The 17,953-nt window shown below is 68.8% G+C and carries 23 protein-coding genes; 8 read left to right on the plus strand and 15 right to left on the minus strand.

Translation table 11 applies throughout. The features are described from left to right. Positions 1–159 precede the first annotated feature (159 nt). Entirely contained in the window at positions 160–642 is a 483-nt protein-coding gene (locus tag F4554_RS03075; RefSeq protein ID WP_337795851.1) for a putative immunity protein, read from the plus strand. 18 nt (positions 643–660) lie between these two features. On the opposite strand, the gene F4554_RS03080 is transcribed toward F4554_RS03075, so the two are convergent. Continuing rightward, positions 661–1,905 (minus strand): RNA polymerase sigma factor, encoded by a 1,245-nt coding sequence (locus F4554_RS03080; RefSeq protein ID WP_179785961.1) that lies wholly within the window; start codon positions 1,903–1,905, stop codon positions 661–663. Then, complete coding sequence (locus tag F4554_RS03085; RefSeq protein WP_337795852.1) at positions 1,902–2,234, minus strand: YciI family protein; 333 nt, start codon at positions 2,232–2,234, stop codon at positions 1,902–1,904. Before F4554_RS03085 ends, F4554_RS03080 begins: the two co-directional genes overlap by 4 nt. Before the next feature lie 120 nt (positions 2,235–2,354). On the opposite strand from F4554_RS03085, the gene F4554_RS03090 reads away from it, so the two are divergent. Beyond that, positions 2,355–3,155: a DUF899 family protein gene (locus tag F4554_RS03090; protein WP_179785962.1), complete on the plus strand. Its 801-nt coding sequence runs from the start codon at positions 2,355–2,357 to the stop codon at positions 3,153–3,155. Between the two features lie 50 nt (positions 3,156–3,205). Further along, positions 3,206–4,000 carry a DUF899 domain-containing protein gene (locus tag F4554_RS03095; protein ID WP_337795853.1) on the plus strand — a complete coding sequence of 265 codons (795 nt, stop codon included), beginning with the start codon at positions 3,206–3,208 and terminating at the stop codon, positions 3,998–4,000. A 72-nt stretch (positions 4,001–4,072) separates the two neighbouring features. On the opposite strand, the gene F4554_RS03100 is transcribed toward F4554_RS03095, so the two are convergent. The 5 genes from F4554_RS03100 to F4554_RS03120 all read right to left on the minus strand — a co-directional run bounded on the left by F4554_RS03100 (position 4,073) and on the right by F4554_RS03120 (position 8,557). Next, on the minus strand, positions 4,073–5,131 hold the full coding sequence (locus tag F4554_RS03100) for an endonuclease/exonuclease/phosphatase family protein (RefSeq protein ID WP_179785963.1): 1,059 nt from the start codon (positions 5,129–5,131) through the stop codon (positions 4,073–4,075). A gap of 298 nt (positions 5,132–5,429) precedes the next feature. Next, a complete protein-coding gene (locus F4554_RS03105; RefSeq protein WP_179785964.1) occupies positions 5,430–5,936 on the minus strand; it encodes a DinB family protein in 507 nt (168 codons plus the stop codon). A 63-nt stretch (positions 5,937–5,999) separates the two neighbouring features. After that, a complete protein-coding gene (locus F4554_RS03110; RefSeq protein WP_179785965.1) occupies positions 6,000–7,082 on the minus strand; it encodes a phosphotransferase in 1,083 nt (360 codons plus the stop codon). A gap of 60 nt (positions 7,083–7,142) precedes the next feature. Further along, positions 7,143–7,682 (minus strand): mycothiol transferase, encoded by a 540-nt coding sequence (locus tag F4554_RS03115; RefSeq protein ID WP_179785966.1) that lies wholly within the window; start codon positions 7,680–7,682, stop codon positions 7,143–7,145. Between the two features lie 59 nt (positions 7,683–7,741). After that, positions 7,742–8,557 carry a nucleotidyltransferase domain-containing protein gene (locus F4554_RS03120; RefSeq protein ID WP_179785967.1) on the minus strand — a complete coding sequence of 272 codons (816 nt, stop codon included), beginning with the start codon at positions 8,555–8,557 and terminating at the stop codon, positions 7,742–7,744. Positions 8,558–8,653: 96 nt separating this feature from the next. Here F4554_RS03120 and F4554_RS03125 point away from each other — a divergent pair, with 96 nt between their 5' ends. Further along, a complete protein-coding gene (locus F4554_RS03125) occupies positions 8,654–9,103 on the plus strand; it encodes a GNAT family N-acetyltransferase (protein WP_179785968.1) in 450 nt (149 codons plus the stop codon). A 25-nt stretch (positions 9,104–9,128) separates the two neighbouring features. Here the strand turns inward: F4554_RS03125 and F4554_RS31830 are convergent, their stop codons facing one another. Next, positions 9,129–9,989: a hypothetical protein gene (locus tag F4554_RS31830; protein ID WP_179785969.1), complete on the minus strand. Its 861-nt coding sequence runs from the start codon at positions 9,987–9,989 to the stop codon at positions 9,129–9,131. A gap of 132 nt (positions 9,990–10,121) precedes the next feature. On the opposite strand from F4554_RS31830, the gene F4554_RS31835 reads away from it, so the two are divergent. After that, on the plus strand, positions 10,122–10,481 hold the full coding sequence (locus F4554_RS31835) for a VOC family protein (RefSeq protein ID WP_179785970.1): 360 nt from the start codon (positions 10,122–10,124) through the stop codon (positions 10,479–10,481). Positions 10,482–10,775: 294 nt separating this feature from the next. Here F4554_RS31835 and F4554_RS03140 read toward each other — a convergent pair whose 3' ends face one another. Then, positions 10,776–11,711: a 5'-3' exonuclease gene (locus F4554_RS03140; RefSeq protein WP_337795854.1), complete on the minus strand. Its 936-nt coding sequence runs from the start codon at positions 11,709–11,711 to the stop codon at positions 10,776–10,778. A 163-nt stretch (positions 11,712–11,874) separates the two neighbouring features. On the opposite strand from F4554_RS03140, the gene F4554_RS03145 reads away from it, so the two are divergent. Next, positions 11,875–12,684, plus strand: coding sequence for an HAD family hydrolase (locus F4554_RS03145; RefSeq protein ID WP_179785971.1), 810 nt, complete (start codon positions 11,875–11,877; stop codon positions 12,682–12,684). Between the two features lie 10 nt (positions 12,685–12,694). On the opposite strand, the gene F4554_RS03150 is transcribed toward F4554_RS03145, so the two are convergent. The 5 genes from F4554_RS03150 to F4554_RS03170 all read right to left on the minus strand — a co-directional run bounded on the left by F4554_RS03150 (position 12,695) and on the right by F4554_RS03170 (position 15,616). Beyond that, complete coding sequence (locus F4554_RS03150) at positions 12,695–13,084, minus strand: VOC family protein (RefSeq protein ID WP_179785972.1); 390 nt, start codon at positions 13,082–13,084, stop codon at positions 12,695–12,697. A gap of 7 nt (positions 13,085–13,091) precedes the next feature. Next, complete coding sequence (locus F4554_RS03155; protein ID WP_179785973.1) at positions 13,092–13,901, minus strand: arsenate reductase/protein-tyrosine-phosphatase family protein; 810 nt, start codon at positions 13,899–13,901, stop codon at positions 13,092–13,094. Positions 13,902–13,974: 73 nt separating this feature from the next. Next, complete coding sequence (locus F4554_RS32870; RefSeq protein WP_179785974.1) at positions 13,975–14,487, minus strand: GNAT family N-acetyltransferase; 513 nt, start codon at positions 14,485–14,487, stop codon at positions 13,975–13,977. Positions 14,488–14,545: 58 nt separating this feature from the next. Next, entirely contained in the window at positions 14,546–15,070 is a 525-nt protein-coding gene (locus tag F4554_RS03165) for a GNAT family N-acetyltransferase (protein ID WP_179791262.1), read from the minus strand. A gap of 54 nt (positions 15,071–15,124) precedes the next feature. Beyond that, the gene (locus tag F4554_RS03170) at positions 15,125–15,616 is read right to left on the minus strand and encodes a GNAT family N-acetyltransferase (RefSeq protein WP_179785975.1); all 492 of its coding nucleotides are present in this window, start codon (positions 15,614–15,616) and stop codon (positions 15,125–15,127) included. A gap of 114 nt (positions 15,617–15,730) precedes the next feature. Here F4554_RS03170 and F4554_RS03175 point away from each other — a divergent pair, with 114 nt between their 5' ends. Next, complete coding sequence (locus F4554_RS03175; RefSeq protein ID WP_179785976.1) at positions 15,731–16,534, plus strand: nucleotidyltransferase domain-containing protein; 804 nt, start codon at positions 15,731–15,733, stop codon at positions 16,532–16,534. A 35-nt stretch (positions 16,535–16,569) separates the two neighbouring features. Here F4554_RS03175 and F4554_RS03180 read toward each other — a convergent pair whose 3' ends face one another. Next, a complete protein-coding gene (locus F4554_RS03180; protein ID WP_238341565.1) occupies positions 16,570–17,043 on the minus strand; it encodes an NUDIX hydrolase in 474 nt (157 codons plus the stop codon). 100 nt (positions 17,044–17,143) lie between these two features. On the opposite strand from F4554_RS03180, the gene F4554_RS03185 reads away from it, so the two are divergent. Further along, positions 17,144–17,377, plus strand: a complete 234-nt coding sequence (locus F4554_RS03185; RefSeq protein WP_337795855.1) for a GNAT family N-acetyltransferase — start codon at positions 17,144–17,146, stop codon at positions 17,375–17,377. Positions 17,378–17,953: the final 576 nt, after the last annotated feature.

Genomic DNA, 17,953 nt, shown 5'->3' on the forward strand with positions numbered 1-17,953 from the left:
CGCCGCGCATTCGAAAGCAAGAAGGCCTCGTTCGGTGACCACCGCTTCGCGAAATCCCTTGGTTTGCGAGGATTGCCCAACCGCACAACCCACAGATCGCCGCGACAAACAGGAGGAGCGCAGACCATGATCCTCCCGAAGGTTCGGGACCCTCGCTTCGTGACGATCCGCCGCGGTGGAACCCTCACCGACCCCGATCACCAGCTGCTCGCTCTCTGGGCGGCATCGTGCGCGGAGCACGTCCTGGCTCTCTTCGAGTCGGTACGGCCCGAGGACCCGCGACCGCGCCAGGCGATCGAGCATGCGCGCGCCTGGGTGCGTGGTGAGGTGACGATGATGCAGGCCCGGGCTGCGGGCGGCCACGCGATGGGCGCGGCCAGGGACCTGCGTGGGGCGGCGCGGCATGCCGCGTACGCCGCGGGCCAGGCAGGGGTCGTCGCACACGTCGCGGCGCACGAGCTCGGCGCGGCCGCCTACGCGATCAAGGCCGTACGGGCCGCCGCGCCGGAAGACCAGGCCGAGGCCGCGGGGCGGCGTGAGTGCCGGTGGCAACGTGACCAGCTTCCGGAGGCGATTCGCGAGCTCGTCCTCGACGACCAGCGGTTGCGGAACGACATCTGCTGGTCGGTGTTCGACTGCTGACCTCGCCCGCGACGGTTGTCAGAGCTCGTCAAGCCGCGCTTGCAGGTAGTCCCGCTCGGTGTCGGTGGCGGCGAGTTCGAGCGCCTCGCGATAGGCCTCGGCGGCACCTTCGGAGTCGCCCGTACGGCGCAGCAGGTCGGCGCGGGTCGCGGGCAGCAGGTGGTAGCCGGTGAGGTCCCCGGAGGCGGCCAGCTCGTCGACCAGCGCGAGCCCCGCGGCCGGCCCGTCGGCCATCGCGACGGCCACGGCACGGTTGAGCCGGACGACCGGCGACGGTGTGTGGCCGAGTAGCTCGTCGTAGAGTGCCGCGATCCGTGCCCAGTCGGTCGTCTGGACACTTTCCGCGACGGCATGGCAGGCCGCGATCGCCGCCTGCAGCTGGTACGGCCCGGGCGTGGCCGGCAGCAGCCGTACGCCCTCGTCGATCCTGGCGTGGTCCCAGCGCGTACGGTCCTGTCGGTCCAGCGTCACCAGCTCGCCGTCGGCGCCGACTCTCGTGGCGCGCCGGGCGTCGTGCAGCAGCATCAGCGCGAGCAGGCTCCGCGCCTCCGGATCGGGCAGCAGCCGCACCAGCAGCCGGGCCAGCCGGATCGCCTCGGCGCTGAGGTTCACCCGGATCAGGTCGGCGCCGGCCGTCGCGGCGTACCCCTCGTTGAACAGCAGGTAGAGGACGCCGAGCACCGCCGAGAGCCGCTCCGGCAGCAGCTGAGGGGGCGGTACGCGGTACGGGATGCCGGCCTCGCGGATCTTCTTCTTGGCGCGGGTCAGCCGCTGGTACATCGTCGGCTCGGGGACCAGGAACGCGCGTGCGATCTCCGCCGTGGTGAGCCCGGCCAGGGTGCGCAGGGTGAGTGCGATGCGCCCCTCGAACGGCAGCGCGGGATGGCAGCAGGTGAAGATCAGCCGAAGCCGGTCGTCGTGCACCTCGTCCGGCTCGGCCGACCTGGCCTGCTCGTCGCCGTCGTGCGCCAGCAGCGCGAGCTCACGCAACTTGGCGTTGCCGGTCGCCTCCCGCCGGATCCGGTCGATCGCCTGGTTGCGCGCGGTGGTGGTGAGCCAGGCGCCGGGACTGTGCGGGACGCCGTCACGCCGCCAGCGTTCGAGCGCGGTGGCGAACGCGTCCGCCGCGCTGTCCTCGGCGAGGTCCCAGTCGCCGGTGACGCGGATCAGGGTGGCGACGACCTGTCCCCACTCGCTGGTGAACGCCGAGGCGACCGCGGCCTCGACGTCCCCGTTCGGCTCCCTGCTCGAATCCCGGGTCATTCCCAGACCGGCCGGACCTCGACCGTGCCGAACGCCGCGAACGGGTGCCCTGCCGCGATCTCGATCGCCTCGTCCAGGTGTGCGCACTCGATCACGAGGAACCCGCCGATGAGGTCCTTGGTCTCCGCGTACGGACCGTCGGAGACCAAAGTCTCGCCGTCACGGACGCGCACCTTCGTGGTGGCGGTCGGTCGCAGCCGGGCGCCTCCCTTGAAGACGCCGCGGGCGACGAGATCGTCCATCCAGGCCTTGTGGTCCGGCCAGGCGTCGATCTCATCCGGCGGCTCCGAGTGCTCCTCGCCGTGCCAGATCATCAACGCGTACTTCACGGGCAACCACCTCCTCCGAGCCCGACTCTAGGACCCGGCCCGGAAATTGTTGCGATGCCATGTCGAATCGCGGCAGGTCCCGTTCGTCGGTGGGTAGGTCCACAGCCGAAGGAGGAGATCATGACCACTGCACCGAAGGAAGGCGCCGTGCCGCGGGTCGTCGACCGGGCCACGTTCCAGGCCGAACGGGACGAACTGCTGGTCCGGGAGAAGGCACACACGCACGAGGGTGACGCGCTCGCGGCGGCCCGGCGGCGGCTGCCGATGGTGGAGGTCGACCCGACGATCACGGTGGTCGGGGAGGTCGGCCCGGTCAGTCTGCTCGAGGTGTTCGAGGGGCGCGAGCAACTCGTCGCGTACTTCCACATGTGGCACGACGGCCACTCCGCCTCCGGGCAGTGCGAGGGCTGCACGTTCTTCAACGGCCAGGTCCGTGAGCTGGCGTACCTGCACTCCCGCGACGTCACCTACGCCACGCTCTGCCAGGGTCCGTACGACGTGAGCGTGCGTTACCGGGACTTCATGGGCTGGGACGTGCCGTGGTACTCCGCTCGCGACTCGGCCGACGCCCTGCTCGGCGACCGGCCACGCTCGCCCGCGCCGCTGGTCTGCTATCTGCGCCGAGACGGCCGGGTCTTCGAGACCTACTGGACGACCGGTCGTGGCCTGGAGGCGATGGACAACACGTACGGCCTGCTGGACCTGACGGTCTACGGCCGGCGGGAGGGCTGGCAGGACACGCCGCCCGGCTGGCCGGACGCGCGCTGGGCGAAGGGCGCCGACCCCTTCCGTACCGACGGACGCCCCATCGCGCAGTGGCCGCGCGTGCGGGCCGGCCGCTCCGACGACCTCGGCTTCGAAGGCGGAGTCGAGGCCGACGGCCGAGACGGCGCGGCGGCCGGATGCTCCGGCTGCCACTGATCCGTCCGCGCAGCTTCGCCGTGTCGAACGAGAGATCTGGGAGGCATCGAGTGACGACGGGAAATCTGCCCGAGATGGGAAACCTGCCTGAGGTGGTGTCGCGCGAGGAGTGGCTCGCCGCCCGCAGGGCCCTGCTGGAGAAGGAGAAGGAGGTCACCCGAGCCCGTGACCGGCTCAACGCCGACCGACGCCGACTGCCGATGGTGCGCATCGACAAGCCCTACACGTTCGAGGGTCCGGACGGGACGGTGAGCCTGCCCGATCTGTTCGAGGGCAGGCCGCAGCTCGTCGTTCACCACTTCATGTTCGGCCCGGACTGGGATGTGGCCTGCTCGAGTTGTTCCTCCGCCGCCGACGGCATCGGCCGGTTGCGGCAGTTGCACGTACGCAACACCTCGCTCGTCGCGGTGTCCCGCGCGCCGTACCCCAAGCTCGCGGCGTTCCGTGAACGCATGGGCTGGACGTTCCCGTGGTTCTCCTCGTACGGCAGCGACTTCAACTACGACTTCCACGCCACCCTCGACGACCGGGTCACGCCGGTGCTGCTGCACTTTCGCACCGAGGACGAACTCGCCCAGGCCGGGACGCCGTGGACCGGCGGGCCGTGGACGGAGGACATGCGCGGTGCGGAGTTGCCGGGCATCAGCGCTTTCCTGCGGGTCGGCGACGAGGTCTTCCACACGTACTCCACTTACGGCCGCGGCATCGAGGAGTTCCACAACGGTTACCCCTACCTCGACCTCACCGCGCTCGGCCGCCAGGAGGCGTGGGAGGAACCGCAGGGCCGCGCGACCCCGCTCGGTCTGCACGTGGGAGGTCCCAACATGCGCCTGCCCGACGAGTAGGACATCTGAGCTTCCATGAGGGTCGGTTCGACGTCGGCGCGACGCCGGCCCGATGTCTGCGCGGCGCTCTGTTCAGCGGCGCGGCGGAGGTCCGGCCAGCCGGTAGGTCGCCAGCACCGCCTTGTGGTCGCTCGGCCAGTGCTCGGGAATCGGCAGGAAGTTGTCGCCGGTGTCCTCGACGACCCGTTCGCTGCGCACGATCGACGAACGCGGCCCGACGATGCCCGCGCTCAGCAGCTCCACCCCGGGTGCGGACCGGTGGAAGACGAAGTCGATCCGGTCGCGTTCGTCGGCCTCGGGCGCCCAGGTCAGGTCGGACACTGCCTTGTCGGGGTTGTCGGACGGCCAGGTGAACCCGGGATGCGTGACCGGGTTGGGGTAGGTGGTGCGGTAGGCGTCGACGTACCCCGCGTCCCGGAGAAGGGCGGTCGTCTGCCACGGAATCGTGAGCCCCTGGTGGTCGAACATCGACCCGGTCGCCGCGGTCCAGTCGTAGACCGACGGCTCGTTGAAGTCGCCGCCGAGGAACACCGCTCGCCGCTTGGCGCGCTCCCCGGCCGCGTCCGCGACGATGCCGCCGATGACGTCGGGCCGGCCGGAGTCGGCGTTGACCTCGAGGACCTTGTCCACGTCGAGTACGGGCCCGTCCGGCAGCTTGTTCCAGTCGTACTTGGCGAACTCGCTCGGCTCGTCCACGCCGCCGCCGTAGCCGCGGGGGAGGTAGGTCGCGTAGTTGCGGTAGTAGAGATGCGCGGCGTACGTCGCGACCTCCCGGCCGTGGACGTCGAGGACGGCCTTCTTGGCGTACGGGAGATCGGCCTCATCGATGATCGGGAACGCCGAGACGATGCCGGCGTCGTCAGAAGAAGCCGCGTAGTAGGGCTTCTCCGGGGTCGAGAGCGCCTCCGCGATCGCCTTCGTCGCCGCGCCCGCCTCCGACAGCAGGATCACGTTGGGGTTGGCCATCCGGATCGTCTCGACCACGTGGTCGAGGCCGTCGGGGACGGCGGTGCCCTCCAACCAGATGTTGAACGTCAGGATCCGAAGCGTGGCAGGTGCGCCGGCGGACCTGCCCGGCTGGGCGAGTGCCGCGGACGCGACGACGGCGGTGGGCAACGTGGCGACGGCCATGAGCACAGCCAGCCGACGAGAGAGGCGTACGAACCAACGCAACGGAATCTCCCCAGGGTCCGGACGGGTAGCGACGCAGGCCGTCAGACTAGTGGGCGTTCAGCGTCTGCTGCTACCGACAGAGCATCGTTGTGTTCGAGTTCAGTCGATGGAAACGGCTCGTTGTTCTTCCGGCAGATCCGCTGTACAGAAAGCGAAGGCGTCCAACTACGGCGCCACCCAGCTCCCACGGAGACTGGCTCTCCCTCCACTGCCGCCGAGTTTCCACCTGACCGTGGCACACACCCGAGGAGGCAGGCTATTCGCCCGTGGCGCCGTCGATGCGTTCGCGGAGGAAGTCCGCGTGGCCGTTGTGGCGCGCGTACTCCTCGATCATGTGCAGGTAGATCCACCGCAGCGTGTAGTCCTCGCCGGGGCTGGCTTCGTCGAGACTGCGCCCGGCCACGGCCGCACGCGACCGGGCGACACTCGCTTGATAGCTGGCCAGGTCGTCGGCAGCACGAGTGATGTCGACCTCGTCGCAGCCTTCCGTCGAGCCCGGTACGTAGTCCCAGAAGTACAGGTGGTCCGGCTGACCGTCGTAGGAGTGGAACCAGGCCTCGACTCCGGACAGGTGCCGGACAAGGCCGAGCAACGAGAGAGTCGATGGCGGCACCGACCGCAGCGCCAGTTGTTCCGGCGTCAGCCCGCCGCATTTCAGCAGCAACGTCGTGCGCTGGTACTCAAGGCGGTCCTCGAGCGCGGCCCGCTCGTCGATCGGGTTGTTCGGCGGCTCGGGCCGTTCGGGCGTGGTCCAGGTCGACATTCCGGCGACCTTACCTACGCGCCAACCCCGTGACCAGCCAAGACAAGGCGTCCTTCCGATCGCTCACAGCCGTACACCCGCGAATGCGGCACGCCAGCCGGGCAGGTCACGAGCGATGGGGAGAGTACGGCGGACCTCACCGACCATGACGTTCACGAGGCTCCTCGCCGGCTCCTCGTCGAGCCAGGTCACGTGCCCGAATCCCCACAGCTGCTGGCGTGCGAGCGCAGCGGGGACAGCCGCACGTTCCTCAGGCGTCAGCGGCTCGTCGAGCCCGCTGTCGTAGTGGTCGACCAACCCACGCAGCAGAGGGATCCGCTCTGAGTCTGCCGGCAGGAGTGTCTGGTCCGCGAAGAAGAGGCTCAGCGCGAGGTCGTCGACCCGCGGCCGGTGGCCGAGGAAGTCGAGGTCGATGACGGCGGCCACCCGTCCCGTACGGAACAACACGTTGTTGTCCCAGAAATCGCCGTGCACCAGTTGGCGATGCGTCGGAGGGGCGGCCGCTTCCGCAGCCGCGACGATCTCGGCGAGCTCCTCGGCCTCGTCACACATGCGCGCGACGTCGGCGCTGATGTCGCCCCACGAACGGATGCGCGCGACCCCACGGGCTGTCATCGCATGAGCACCGGTGGCCTCGACCGCGTTGGCGAATCCCGGGCATCGCGTCACAGGCGCGGCGTCGACGCCGGCCAGGACGGAGTGGATCCGGCCGAGCGTCGGCATGCCGGCGTTCAGGCGGTTCCAGGTGTCCATGTCGGCGTCGTGTTCGACGTACTCCTCCATCTCCACCACCCGGCCGTAGAACGACGTCCAGGGCTGACCGTCTGCGGTGGGAAGGACACGTGGGTTGGGAACGCCCGCGTCACGCAACAGGCCGCGGATCCGCTGCAGGTCGGTCAGCCTGGTTGCGTCGACCCAGGGCAGATAGACGCGAACGACCACGGGGCGGCCGGCCCGCTCGGTGAGCAGGTTGAGATTCGAACTGCCACCGAGGTCACGAATGCTGAGGTCTCCGGGTGTGCAGGACGCGTCGACGCCAGGAGGCTCGCCATCCAGCTCGTAGGTCGCCCAGACGGCACGCAGCAGCTCACCGGTTACCGTCGCCCGCTCCCCGCGTTCGACCTCGACGTCGGCAGCGCCGTCCACGTGATCCCACCCCTCTGCTCGGCCCGTCGCGCCGAGGCTACGGTGACGCCCACCCTCTGACTACCGCGGGCCGTTGCCCCGCAGACCGTCGACGGCTTCGCGGAGCACGTCGGCGTGGCCGGTGTGCATCAGGTTCTCCTCCAGTACGTCGAGAAGCATGCGCCGGCGGCTCACGATGTACGGCTTGCCCTCCCACTCGCCCCGGTGGACGCCCGCGTCGAGCCCATCGGCGCGACCCAACTCCCTCCACTCGGGCACCGTACGGCCGACGACGCCGTACCAGAGTGCGTACAGATCCTCGGGATCGTCGTCCACCGCGGAGTGCCAGTCCCAGTCCTCCTCCACCTTGGCCGTGTCCCACGGAAGCTCGGGTTCACGGCCCGCGGCGGCCGCCGTCCAGCATTCCTCGACCGACGCAAGGTGCTTGATCAGGCCGGCCAGGGTCATCGTCGAGGGTACGTGCTGTTGGCGAAGCTGCTCGGCGTCGAGCCCTCCGGTCTTCCAGGCGAACTGCTGGTGCACGCGTTGGAGTGCCCAGCACAGCGTGTCAACCTCGTTGCCCTGCTGCAGATCATCGAACGGCAGATCTCTCCAGTCCATGACGGGCACAATGGCACAAGCCTGCTTCTGCGCACCACCGGCAGAAAGCGGCCCCTGGATCAGCTGAGCTCGACCGCGAGTTCGCGAGCCAGCCGGGAGCGTACGGCCCGGACGAGCGCGGTTGGCCATTCGACGTCGTACTGCTGACTGATCCTCGGCCCGAACCGGACCAGGACGTCCCAGCACGCACGGTTGAACTCGATGATCGAGGACTTCTCGGCGGCCAGCGCCGGCAGTCCGAGGATCGCGGATGTCGCAGCAGGGGACAGCGACTTGGTTTCGTTCAGCGCGCCCCGCATCGTTCGTCCGGTCTGCTCGTACCTCAACAATGTGACCAGATGCTCGCGGAGCAGCCCGCATCCGATGGAGGCGCCAACAAGGTCACCGCGATGGATGACGACAGGTAGCAGACCGAGAACCCGGATGAACTCGGACACGACGAACCAGACCTGTTCGGGGGCGACCTCGGTCTTCGGGGGCTCACCCTGGCTCACCGGGAGGTCCAGGCCGTCCTTGTCGAAGAGTGTCCGCAGACCGCGAAGCTTCGACCTACCGATCGCCTCAGCGGTGAACATGCTGAGGTCGAAGCGCGTCCAGTCGTCGGTGACGAAGTTGAGCAGGCGGAAGTTCTCGTCACCGCGGTTTCGCTGAAGAACCGGCTCGAACTCGGCGGCCAGTCGGGTCTCGATGCGAGAAGCCGCCTCGTCCAGTGGTGCACCGACGATGACGGCCACCAGGTCGATGTCGCTGACGCGGTCCGCATCGCCTCGCGCGAGGCTCCCGGCGAGCCAGAGCGCACGCACCGAAGGCTCGGCCGAAAGGATCGTGGAAAGCTGCTCACACGTGTCGAACTGCCACAGGACCTCGTTCTTCACAAGGGTTCTCCTTCTCTCGTACGCAGCGTACAAGGAGCATTCCGAACCGGGATTGGCGATACCGTCACCAGGCAAGTACCCGAGGAGGCGAAGTCGTTGACCGAACACGAAGAGCATCGCGAGAGTGCGGTCGTTCGTCCGGCTTCGTCGGCGGACCGCACCGGGATCACGCGGCTCCTGCGACACCTGCACGCTGCGGGGGCCGAGGGCACGACGCTGCCTCGCGTACGCCAGGAAGCGCAGACGTTCGTCGCCACGAAGGACGAGCAGGTTGCCGGCCTGGTGGTCGCCACGCTCGTCGACTACGGCATCGAGGCGTACGGAACGGTCGAGGAACTCGTTGTCGAACCGGGCTCTCGCGGGCGGGGGCTGGGCCGATCGCTGCTCGACCGCGGCCTGTCCTGGCTCGCGGCGTCCGGCGCGGAAGTTGTCTTCGTGTCCGCTCTCGACGAGGACGTGGTGACCTTCTACGCATCAGCGGGCTTCACGCCCTGCACAGGTCCGTGGCTCGCCTGGGTACCAAACAGAAACCCTGCCTGTGAGTAGGCCGTACGAGAACGGCTCTACGCGATCACTGCCGAGGCCACGGCGCCCGGGCGAAGTGGAAGATGCGCCTGAGCCGGTCCTGGTCCGCCTCGGGCAGGTGAACGGCCACGAGGTCGTACGTCTCCTCGACGAGTTCGCCGAGTGCGGCCGCTGCCACGGGTGGATCCTGCTGGTCGAGCGCGACCAACCGCTCGGACAGGTTCGGAGCGGCGATCGACAGACCTGCAAGAGTCCACCCGGGCCACTTCGGACCCGGCCACCAACGGCCGTTGAGAGCACACGTCATGTGGATCAGCGCGTCTACGACACCGGCGAAGTGTCGCCGCAGCCCGTGCGGGTTGTGGCGCTCCACGAACATCTGCCACCGCCAGAACTGGTCGACCTGCCCGTGGCGACGTACGACCGCAACCGCGAGCGAACGAGGGTAGGCGTGCACTCGCTCCACCAGGGACTCGATCGAGCCCGCCAGCGGTCGGCCGTACACCAGGGCAGCGGCGAACGTGAGGGCGTACGGGTCCGGATCGTCGTGCAGCAGAAGCCGGTCGAGCTGGGTGTGGGCGCCCTCGGCGGTGAGATGACAGACCTCGACGAGCAGGCCGTCGCCGGCGGGAGCGTCGAACCACCATTCGTCGAACCACGACCGCTCGCTCTCGTCGTAGTTCGACAGGCGAACGTCCGCCATCGCCAGGTCGTGGGCGACCTGCCGGCGTTCCGGCTCGGTCGGTGGCCGCGACCAGATCACCCCGATCTCCAGGTCCGACCATCGGTCGGCGTGGCCCCGGCCGGTAGAGCCGGCGCAGAGAACGCCGGTGACCGCTGGTTCGTCGGCGAACCTCTCGGCGATCTTGTTCGCGACACGAGTCCGAGCTTCGACGAAGTTCTCCACGGTGGGCAGCAAAGCGCACGTGTGAGGACGACGCGACCCGTTTTTCCGTACGCCGCGCGCTGCGCTGGATTGGCCAGTCGGAACGGAACAGAATCATTTCGCGAAGGACCGCGGCTGAGAAAGGAGCCTCCCGTGCAGGTCACCGGCATCAGGGCCAACCTGTCCGTCCCGGACATCGGCGAAGCTCGCGACTTCTACACCGACTACCTCGGGCTGAGCGTCGAGGCGTTCAACCTGGGCTGGGTCGCCAACTTCCAGTCCCCGGACGGCCAGGCCGTCGTCCAGCTCGTCACCCGCGATGCCACCGCGCCGGTCGACTCGGTGATCTCGGCCGCGGTCGGCGACGACATCGAGGCTGCGTACGAGGAAGCGCAACGACGCGGCTACGAGATCGTCCATCCGCTCACCACCGAGCCCTGGGGAATCCGCAGGTTCTTCGTACGCGCGCCCGACGGCAACGTGATCAACGTCAACAGCCACACCGACGAGTGATCCCCGACACGCTACGTCGGCCGATCTCCTGGCCAGGACGTCGGACGGGTGCCGCCAGTGAGCCGGGCAGTTCGAGCCTGCCGGCGGAGCATCCCCAACTCCAGTCGCACATCGGTTCGACCCTTACGGCCAAGGGGCTTTCGGAGTTCGAGATCGCGAGACTCGCCGGCTACGCGAACCCGGCTGACTGCCCCTTCCGCCCTCCGGGGCCGCACCTTCGTGCCGTATAGACGTACCTGGATTCATCCGCGTGCCTGCACCCGTCCGGGACGATCCTCGTCGTGGTCGACGAGCTCACCACAGGTCGAGCAGGTCCAGAACCCTCGGCGCCGCGGGCAGTTCCGGAGTCGGTGAACGAACGACCAGTCCGGCCGGCACCGGGTGGGTGGCCCGCATCCGGATCAGCTGTTTCCACCGCGCGACGTCGGGTAGCGAGTCGCGGACCCGTTCGCCCACCTTGCCGACGAGCCGGCCCGAGTCCGGCAACTCCTCGACCGTCAGGCCGCCGGCGAGCAGCCGGGCGGCCGTGATCGGGCCGACACCGCGCACGCCCCGGATCCCGTCGGACGGATCGCCCACCAGGCTGGTTCGGTCGCACCACTGAGCGGGCGTCACGTCGAAGCGAGCCTCGACCTCATGGCAGTCGACGACACGATGGCCTGGCCGCCGGAGGGTGTTGAGGATCCTGGTCCGTTCGTCGAGCAGTTGATGGAAGTCGCGGTCGGCGGACATGATCCAGACGTCCCGCCTCGGTGCCTGACTCCGGCACGTGCGGGCCATGCTGGCGATGATGTCGTCCGCCTCGGCGGTGTCGACGCAGATCTGGCGTACGCCCAACTCGTCCAGCCCGCGTACGACATCCGCGAGGGACCGGATCGGCGCCATCGCCTCGTCGTCGGTCGGTCGATGCGCCTTGTAGGAGGGGTCGACCTGCGTCCGTTCGTCCCAGGCGTTCTCGCCGTCGAAGACGACCACGACCTCCGGCGCTACGGGCAGTTCGCGGATCGCCACCCGCAACAGGGCGAAGAAGCCGAAGACCCCGGTGACGTCCCGGGTCTTGTCGCGACTCCGGATCCGTGCGGGGAATCCGAACCACGCCCGCCACAGCAGGTTGTGGCCGTCGACCAGGAGAAGCGGCGCAACCGACATCCGGGCACCCACCAACGTCGCGCTCGCTTGACCGCTGAGCGCACGGCGGGTCGGCACGTGCGGATGCCGAAGGTCTGGCACGCGTCGAGATCGTAAACGGACGTACGAGTGGATGCGTCCCGGACACGCCGCCGCAGGGCTTCGCCGACATGTCAGGATGGGGCCGAACCAACGCCGGACGGCGTTGAATCGACGCCGACCGACGCGTCCTGACGTCGGCCACACGTGAGGGGCGCCCGCCGCGATGACCAGCGACCAGCCGACGTCGCCCGTGCCCTCCGGACCTGCGGCCTCCGGACCGGTGCCCTCCGGACCGGCGCGTGTCCGGGGGGTTCTGTTCGACATCGACGACACGCTCTTCGACTACACCTCCTCGGAGCGGTCCGGTCTGCTCGCGCACCTCGCCGACCTCGGCCTCCTGGATCGCATCCGCGAAGACGAACTCGTCGCCGTCTGGCGGCGGTTCGTGGACGAGGAGCACGAGCGCTTCCTCGCGGGCGAACAGACCTTCACCGAGCAGCAACTCTCCCGAACCAGGCGCTTCCTCTCCCACCTCGGGCGCCTTCCGGCCGAAGGGATCTCCGATTCGGAGGCGGCCGCGTGGTTCGCCGGTTACGTGTCCCACCGCGACGCGAGCTGGGCGGCGTTCCCGGATGCCGCACCGCTGCTGGAATCCCTCGCCGCCGACTACCGCCTGGGCGTGATCTCGAACTCCTCGCATGCACACCAGCTGCGCAAGCTGGAACGGATCGGCCTGCGGGCGTACTTCGGCGACGCGGTCGTCTGCTCGGAGTCACACGGGGCGGCGAAACCACACCCGAGCATCTTCCGGGCCGGTTGTGAGTTGCTCGGCCTGCCACCTCACGAGGTCGCCTACGTCGGCGACAAGTACGCCGTGGACGCGGTGGGCGCGCGAGACGCCGGCTTGCAGGCGTACTGGCTGGACCGTACGGGGGCCGGCGTGGACGTGGCGAGCGACCACGGGATCCAGGTGATCACTTCGCTGGCGGAGCTCCCGGCGTCGCTGCGGCTCCCAGCCGTCGACCGCAGCTGAGGCCGTCCAGTCAACCGCGGCCCGCAGGAGCGAACAGCTCCACGAGGTTTCCGGAGGGGTCTGCCAGCAGGATCTGCCGCCCGCCCGGGCCGCTCACCAGGTCGCTGCGGAAGGTCAGCCCGGCCGCGCGTAGCCGTTCGATCTCAGCGTCGAGATCGTCGATGATGAGATGGATCCGGTTGCGGCCGGGACTTCTCGCGTCCGGCGGAGTGGCGCGGGCGCCGGAGCTCTGCGCGCCGGACAGCAGCAGTCGCAGGGGGCCGCGGGTCACGTCCGCGAAGGCGGGTGCGTGTGCCATCCGCACGGTGAACCCGAGATGGGTGGTGTAGAAGTCGATGGCTGCTTGCACGTCGTCGACGATGTAGCGGACGCTGACGACGTTGTCCGCGGTCTCGGTCATGACTGGCTCACTCCCTTGTTGTAGGTGTCGCGGGTATGCCCAGGTAGTTGGTGAGGAACGCGATGCGGGTGTGAAGGTCGGCCGCGACACGTCGGAACGCGGCATGACCGCCCTCGGCGGCGGGGTCGACGATGCTCCAGTGGATGGCCTGCGGGCTGCCGGGGAACTCCGGGCAGATCTCGCGAAGCTTGTCACACAGCGTGATGACGTAGTGGAACCGCTGTCCGGCGAACTCGTCGAGGTGCTTGCTCCGCCGGCCGGTGAGATCGATGTCGTACGCCCGCATGGCATGCACGGCATTCGGGTGCAGATCCTTGGGATGGCTGCCCGCGCTGGCGACCTCGGCGTTCTCACCGGCCGCCTGTGCGAGCAGTGCTTCGGCCATCTGGGAACGCGCGCTGTTCCCCGTGCAGAGGAAGAGCACCCGGACCTTCCGAGTGTTGCGGTTACGACGCCGGCGCGCTGTCAAGGTCGACTTGGCATCATGCTGCATCGCCGGCCGGACGCCGGCGCTCAGGCCCGGATGAAGAGCTGCCCCTGTCGAGGCGAGCAGCTCCCCGCACCGGGTGAGGTCCGCGTGGTAGTAGCTGTCGCGCTGATCGGCGGAGCTGCGTCGCGTCGAGACGAGCCCGGCGGCGCGCAGGCGCCCGAGATGGTACGAAACGGTGTTCTGGGGTTGGTCGATCGCGGCGACGAGCTCCCCCACCCGCAGGTCGCTGCGTGCCAGCTCGGTGAGGAGTCGCCAACGCACGGGGTTGCCCGCCAGTTGGAGAAAGACCGGCGGGGCGACCTCCGCATGCCTGGACTCGACAGCCACATCCTCACCATATACATCAAACCAGTTCGATGTATATGGATGAGGGCGAAGACGTCGTGCGGGCTCGGCCGGCTCAGAGTGTGCGAACTTCGCCCCGGAACGGCAGGTCGAACCACATCAGCTCCGCGGGTCCCACGATCGTCGTTCCGACCTCGGTGAAGCCGGCCTTGCAGTACAGGGAACGCGCGGGCGGGTTGTTCGACGGAGTGTTGGTGACGACGGCTTCCAGCTCGTTGGCGGCGGCCCAGTCGATCAACGTGGCGCAGAGCCGAGCGCCCACGCCCACCCTCCGGCACTCCGGGGCGATTCGCATTCGGCTGAGATGAGCCAACCTGGTGCGCCCCTCGACCAGGCGTGGTGGCACGTCGGCGCCGGGAAGATCAGCCCCCACCATGCCGACCAGCACCTCGGATCCGTCGCGCTCCTCGACAGCCACCCAGAACGCCAGGTAACACTCCTCGATCCGTTCCAGATCGGTGAACCAACCCGGTGGCTCCGGCCCCTTGTGCCAGATCGGCCACACCCTGTCGTGCAGCGTACGAATCTGTGGGCGGTCGGACGCCTGGTATCGCCGTACGTGGATCACGGCTGCAGCCTGGCGACCAGTCCCGGTCCGCGCAATTGGTTTCCGTACGACCGGTCGGCTACTCGCCGGTCTCCGCGCGTACGAGTGGTCGGCCAAGGAGCTTCACGTAGTAGACCGTCGTCCACTCGCCGTAGGGCGAAGGCTCTCGGTCGACCTCCCGGTAGCCGAGGTTGAGGTAGAACGCCGTCGAGTCCGGTTGGTCAGCGGTGTCCAGGTGCAACTCCCGGTTGCCCAGTTCGGCGGCGCGTCGTTCCAACGCATTCATCAGTGCCCGGCCGACGCCCTGGCGGCGAACAGCCGGATGGACGCGTAGCCGCTTGACCTCGGCCCGCGCCTCGCCCGTCGGGCGGATTCCACCCATGCCGACGAGGTGTCCGTCGAGTTCCGCGACCAGGAAGTCACCACCGGCGTCGGCGTCGAGGAAGTGTCCGGGTACGTCGACCAGGTCGCGGAACCCCGACGGCTGGTTCGACGGGGGAAGCGGTACCGGAACCGCCGAGTCGGCAGGGTCCCCGATCCTCAGCAGATCACCTAACGCCGCCACGGTCGGCGCGTCCGCAGCGCGAAACCGCCTGACGATCACCGCGTCACCTCCACCCGTTCGAGCCTTCACCGTTCGAATCCCACCCTCGAACCTTCATCGCCGAACCATTCGGAGCAGGGTCTTCCCCGTGGACTCGTGTCTTGTCGTGGCACCGTCCGTCGCGAAGCCGTGCCGGCGATAGAACGCCGTGGCGCGCTCGTTGCCTTCCAGTACCCACAGGTAGGCCGCCGAGTCCCCGAGGGCCGCGGCCAGGAGCCGGTCGGCGAGGCCGGTGCCGTGATGGGCGGGCAGGACGTTGATGACCTGGAGCTCCCGTGGCGTGGGCGGGTCGTCGTCCCGAGCCGGGCCGACGACGAACCCGACGAGTTCCTGTCCGTGCAGCCCGACCAGTCGTAGGAACTGTTCGTCGCAGACGTCGTTCAGCGTGGTACGCCAGCGCTCCGCCGATCGCCGGGAATCCAACTGGTCGAGATAGTCCTGCGGCACCAGCCCGGCGTACGCCTCGCGCCATACCCGGGTGTGCACCTCGCCGAGCGCGTCGGCGTCGGCGGGAACGGGAGGTCGGACCTCGTACTCTCCGGCCATGTGCCTGCCTGCTCTCTGTCGGAGGACGCCGCTGACGGGACCACCGTGGCGATGGTCTCCGGCAATCGTCACCGCGCGGGCCCACCGCGATCAACGTCAATATGATGACGTGGCATGTCGTTGCCTGCGCGGGTGCACGAGGTCACTGACACCTACCTCCGACTCGTCGACGCAGCCGCCCCGGATCTCGTTCGGGGGCTCTACCTGCACGGGTCCACGGCGCTGGGGGACTTCTGCCCCGGTCACAGTGACGTCGACTTCGTGGCGCTGACCGCGCACCGCCCCACCCAGGCGGAGGTCACCGCGCTGGCCGCCGTTCACAAGGAACTGGACCGGCTCCACCCGCGCCCGTACTTCGACGGGGCATACCTGCTTCCCGTCGACCTCGCCACCGATCCAGACCGCTGCCCGGACGTTCCGGGCTGCCACGAGGCCACCTTCGAGCCCAGCGGACGGATCATGCTGTCCCTGGTGACGTGGCACGAGTTGCACGCGTACGGCGTGGCGGTACGCGGGCCCGCGATCGGCGATCTCGACGTATGGACGGACGAGGCCACGCTGCTCGCCAACACTCGTACCAACCTGCGGACGTACTGGAAGAGATGGGTGGGCACTCTGGACCGGCTCGCCGAGACTGAGCCCGATCGGGCGGTCGACCCGTGGTTCGTGGAGTGGTGCGTGCTCGGCTCCGTCCGCCTGCACGCCCTGCTGGTCACCGGACGGCTGCACTCCAAGGGCAGCGCCGGTCGGTGGGCGGTGGAGAACGACGCGTTCGAGCCGCGATGGCGGCCGATCCTCACCGAGGCGCTGCGGATCAGGTCCGGCGACGACGGGCCGTCGACGTACGCGGACCCTCGACACCGGCTCCGCGACACGCGGGACTTCCTCGACACGGTCGTCGCCGCGAACGAAGTCTGAAGCCTGCCCGGCTCAGCGAACCGGCACAGCCCGGGTTACTGAGCGGGACACAGGTGGGCGAGGGCGGCATCGATAGGCGTCAGGGCGCGGAGTTCCCTAGCCGGGTGCCACCACGTCGCGTCGGACATCTCGGTGTTCGGTACGAAGGGGAGCGGCGTGTCCACGCAGCCCCGGTAGATGGCCAGGAACTCGTGCCGGTCGTCGGGTGCGCAGGTCACCCGGGCCACACCCGCGAGGTCGAGCTTGTCCGGACGCTGTGCGCTCTCCTCCTCGAGCTCGCGTACGGCGGCCACGAGAGGAGTCTCACCCGGATCGATCATGCCGCCCGGCAACTCCCACAACTGCCGGAACCGGTTGAAGACCATGAGGCAGGTGTCGCCGTGCCGGAGCACGACGAGCGAGGCCGTCAACGGCACGGACGGATCCAGGCCGGCGAGGTCAGCCTCGGCAAGCCGCTCGAAGCTCAACAGCGCGGACCCGTCGGCGTTCCTCACCGGTAGTGCAGGCATGTCGTTCACGAGCGCACAGTCTTCCACTCGCCCACGCTGCGGCGAGTGAGCAGCCGCACTACTGTGATCGGCGTACCTGCGTCCGAAACCCGAACATGGTGTGGCGCGCCACGACGGCCCGATGGCGTACGTCGCCGATGTCGTGGTGACCAGCGACCTTCGCCGACGGGGGATCGGCACGCTGCTGATGCGGCACGCCGAACGCTGGGCCCGTGATCGCGGCGCCGTCACGATCACGCTGAACGTTCACAGCGGAAACTCCGCGGCTCTTGCGCTCTACGAGCAGGAAGGTTTCCGGCGTACGCAGATCACGATGCGCCGTGACCTCACATAGGGGTGGACGACGCGTCGCAGAGCGTGCCTTTCTTTGCTGCCTGCTGTCGTCAGCGGTACCCCGCAGCCGGGCGATTGGCCCAGAGGAAGTCGACGTAACCGGGCGGCACCTCGATGCCGCGATCGAGCATCCAGTGCACGCGGCTCGCGCAAGCAGTCGTTCACGGTCGCTCCACAACGCCTCGGCACGGGGGTCTTCCACCGCCGACCAGTCCAGGTGGGTCGCTTCGATGCGCTGTGCCAGTTGGTGTCCGCTCAGCCAGGGAACGCCGGGGGTGGTCGCCTCGGACTGCCAACGGGCCAGGTGTTTCGCGGCCAGATCGCGGTCCACGACCGCGGGCGGCACGTGTTCGAGGTAGACGGTCGACTCGAACACGCCGAGGCAGCGAGGTGCGCGCAGGCCCGGTCCACTCGGCAGTGCACCGGACGCATACGCCAACAGTTCGCGCTTCCAGTACGCCCAGTGGGTGGGATCCTCCGCGCCATGCCGATGAGGACCGCCTCGCAACGGCCGAAGAGTCTTGCGTACGACGTCTCGCTGGGCGAGGCGACCGCTCGGCGTGCTCAGGCGAACGGT

The organism is Actinopolymorpha rutila (assembly GCF_013407855.1).
In the GTDB taxonomy this organism is placed as follows: Bacteria; Actinomycetota; Actinomycetes; order Propionibacteriales; family Actinopolymorphaceae; genus Actinopolymorpha; species Actinopolymorpha rutila.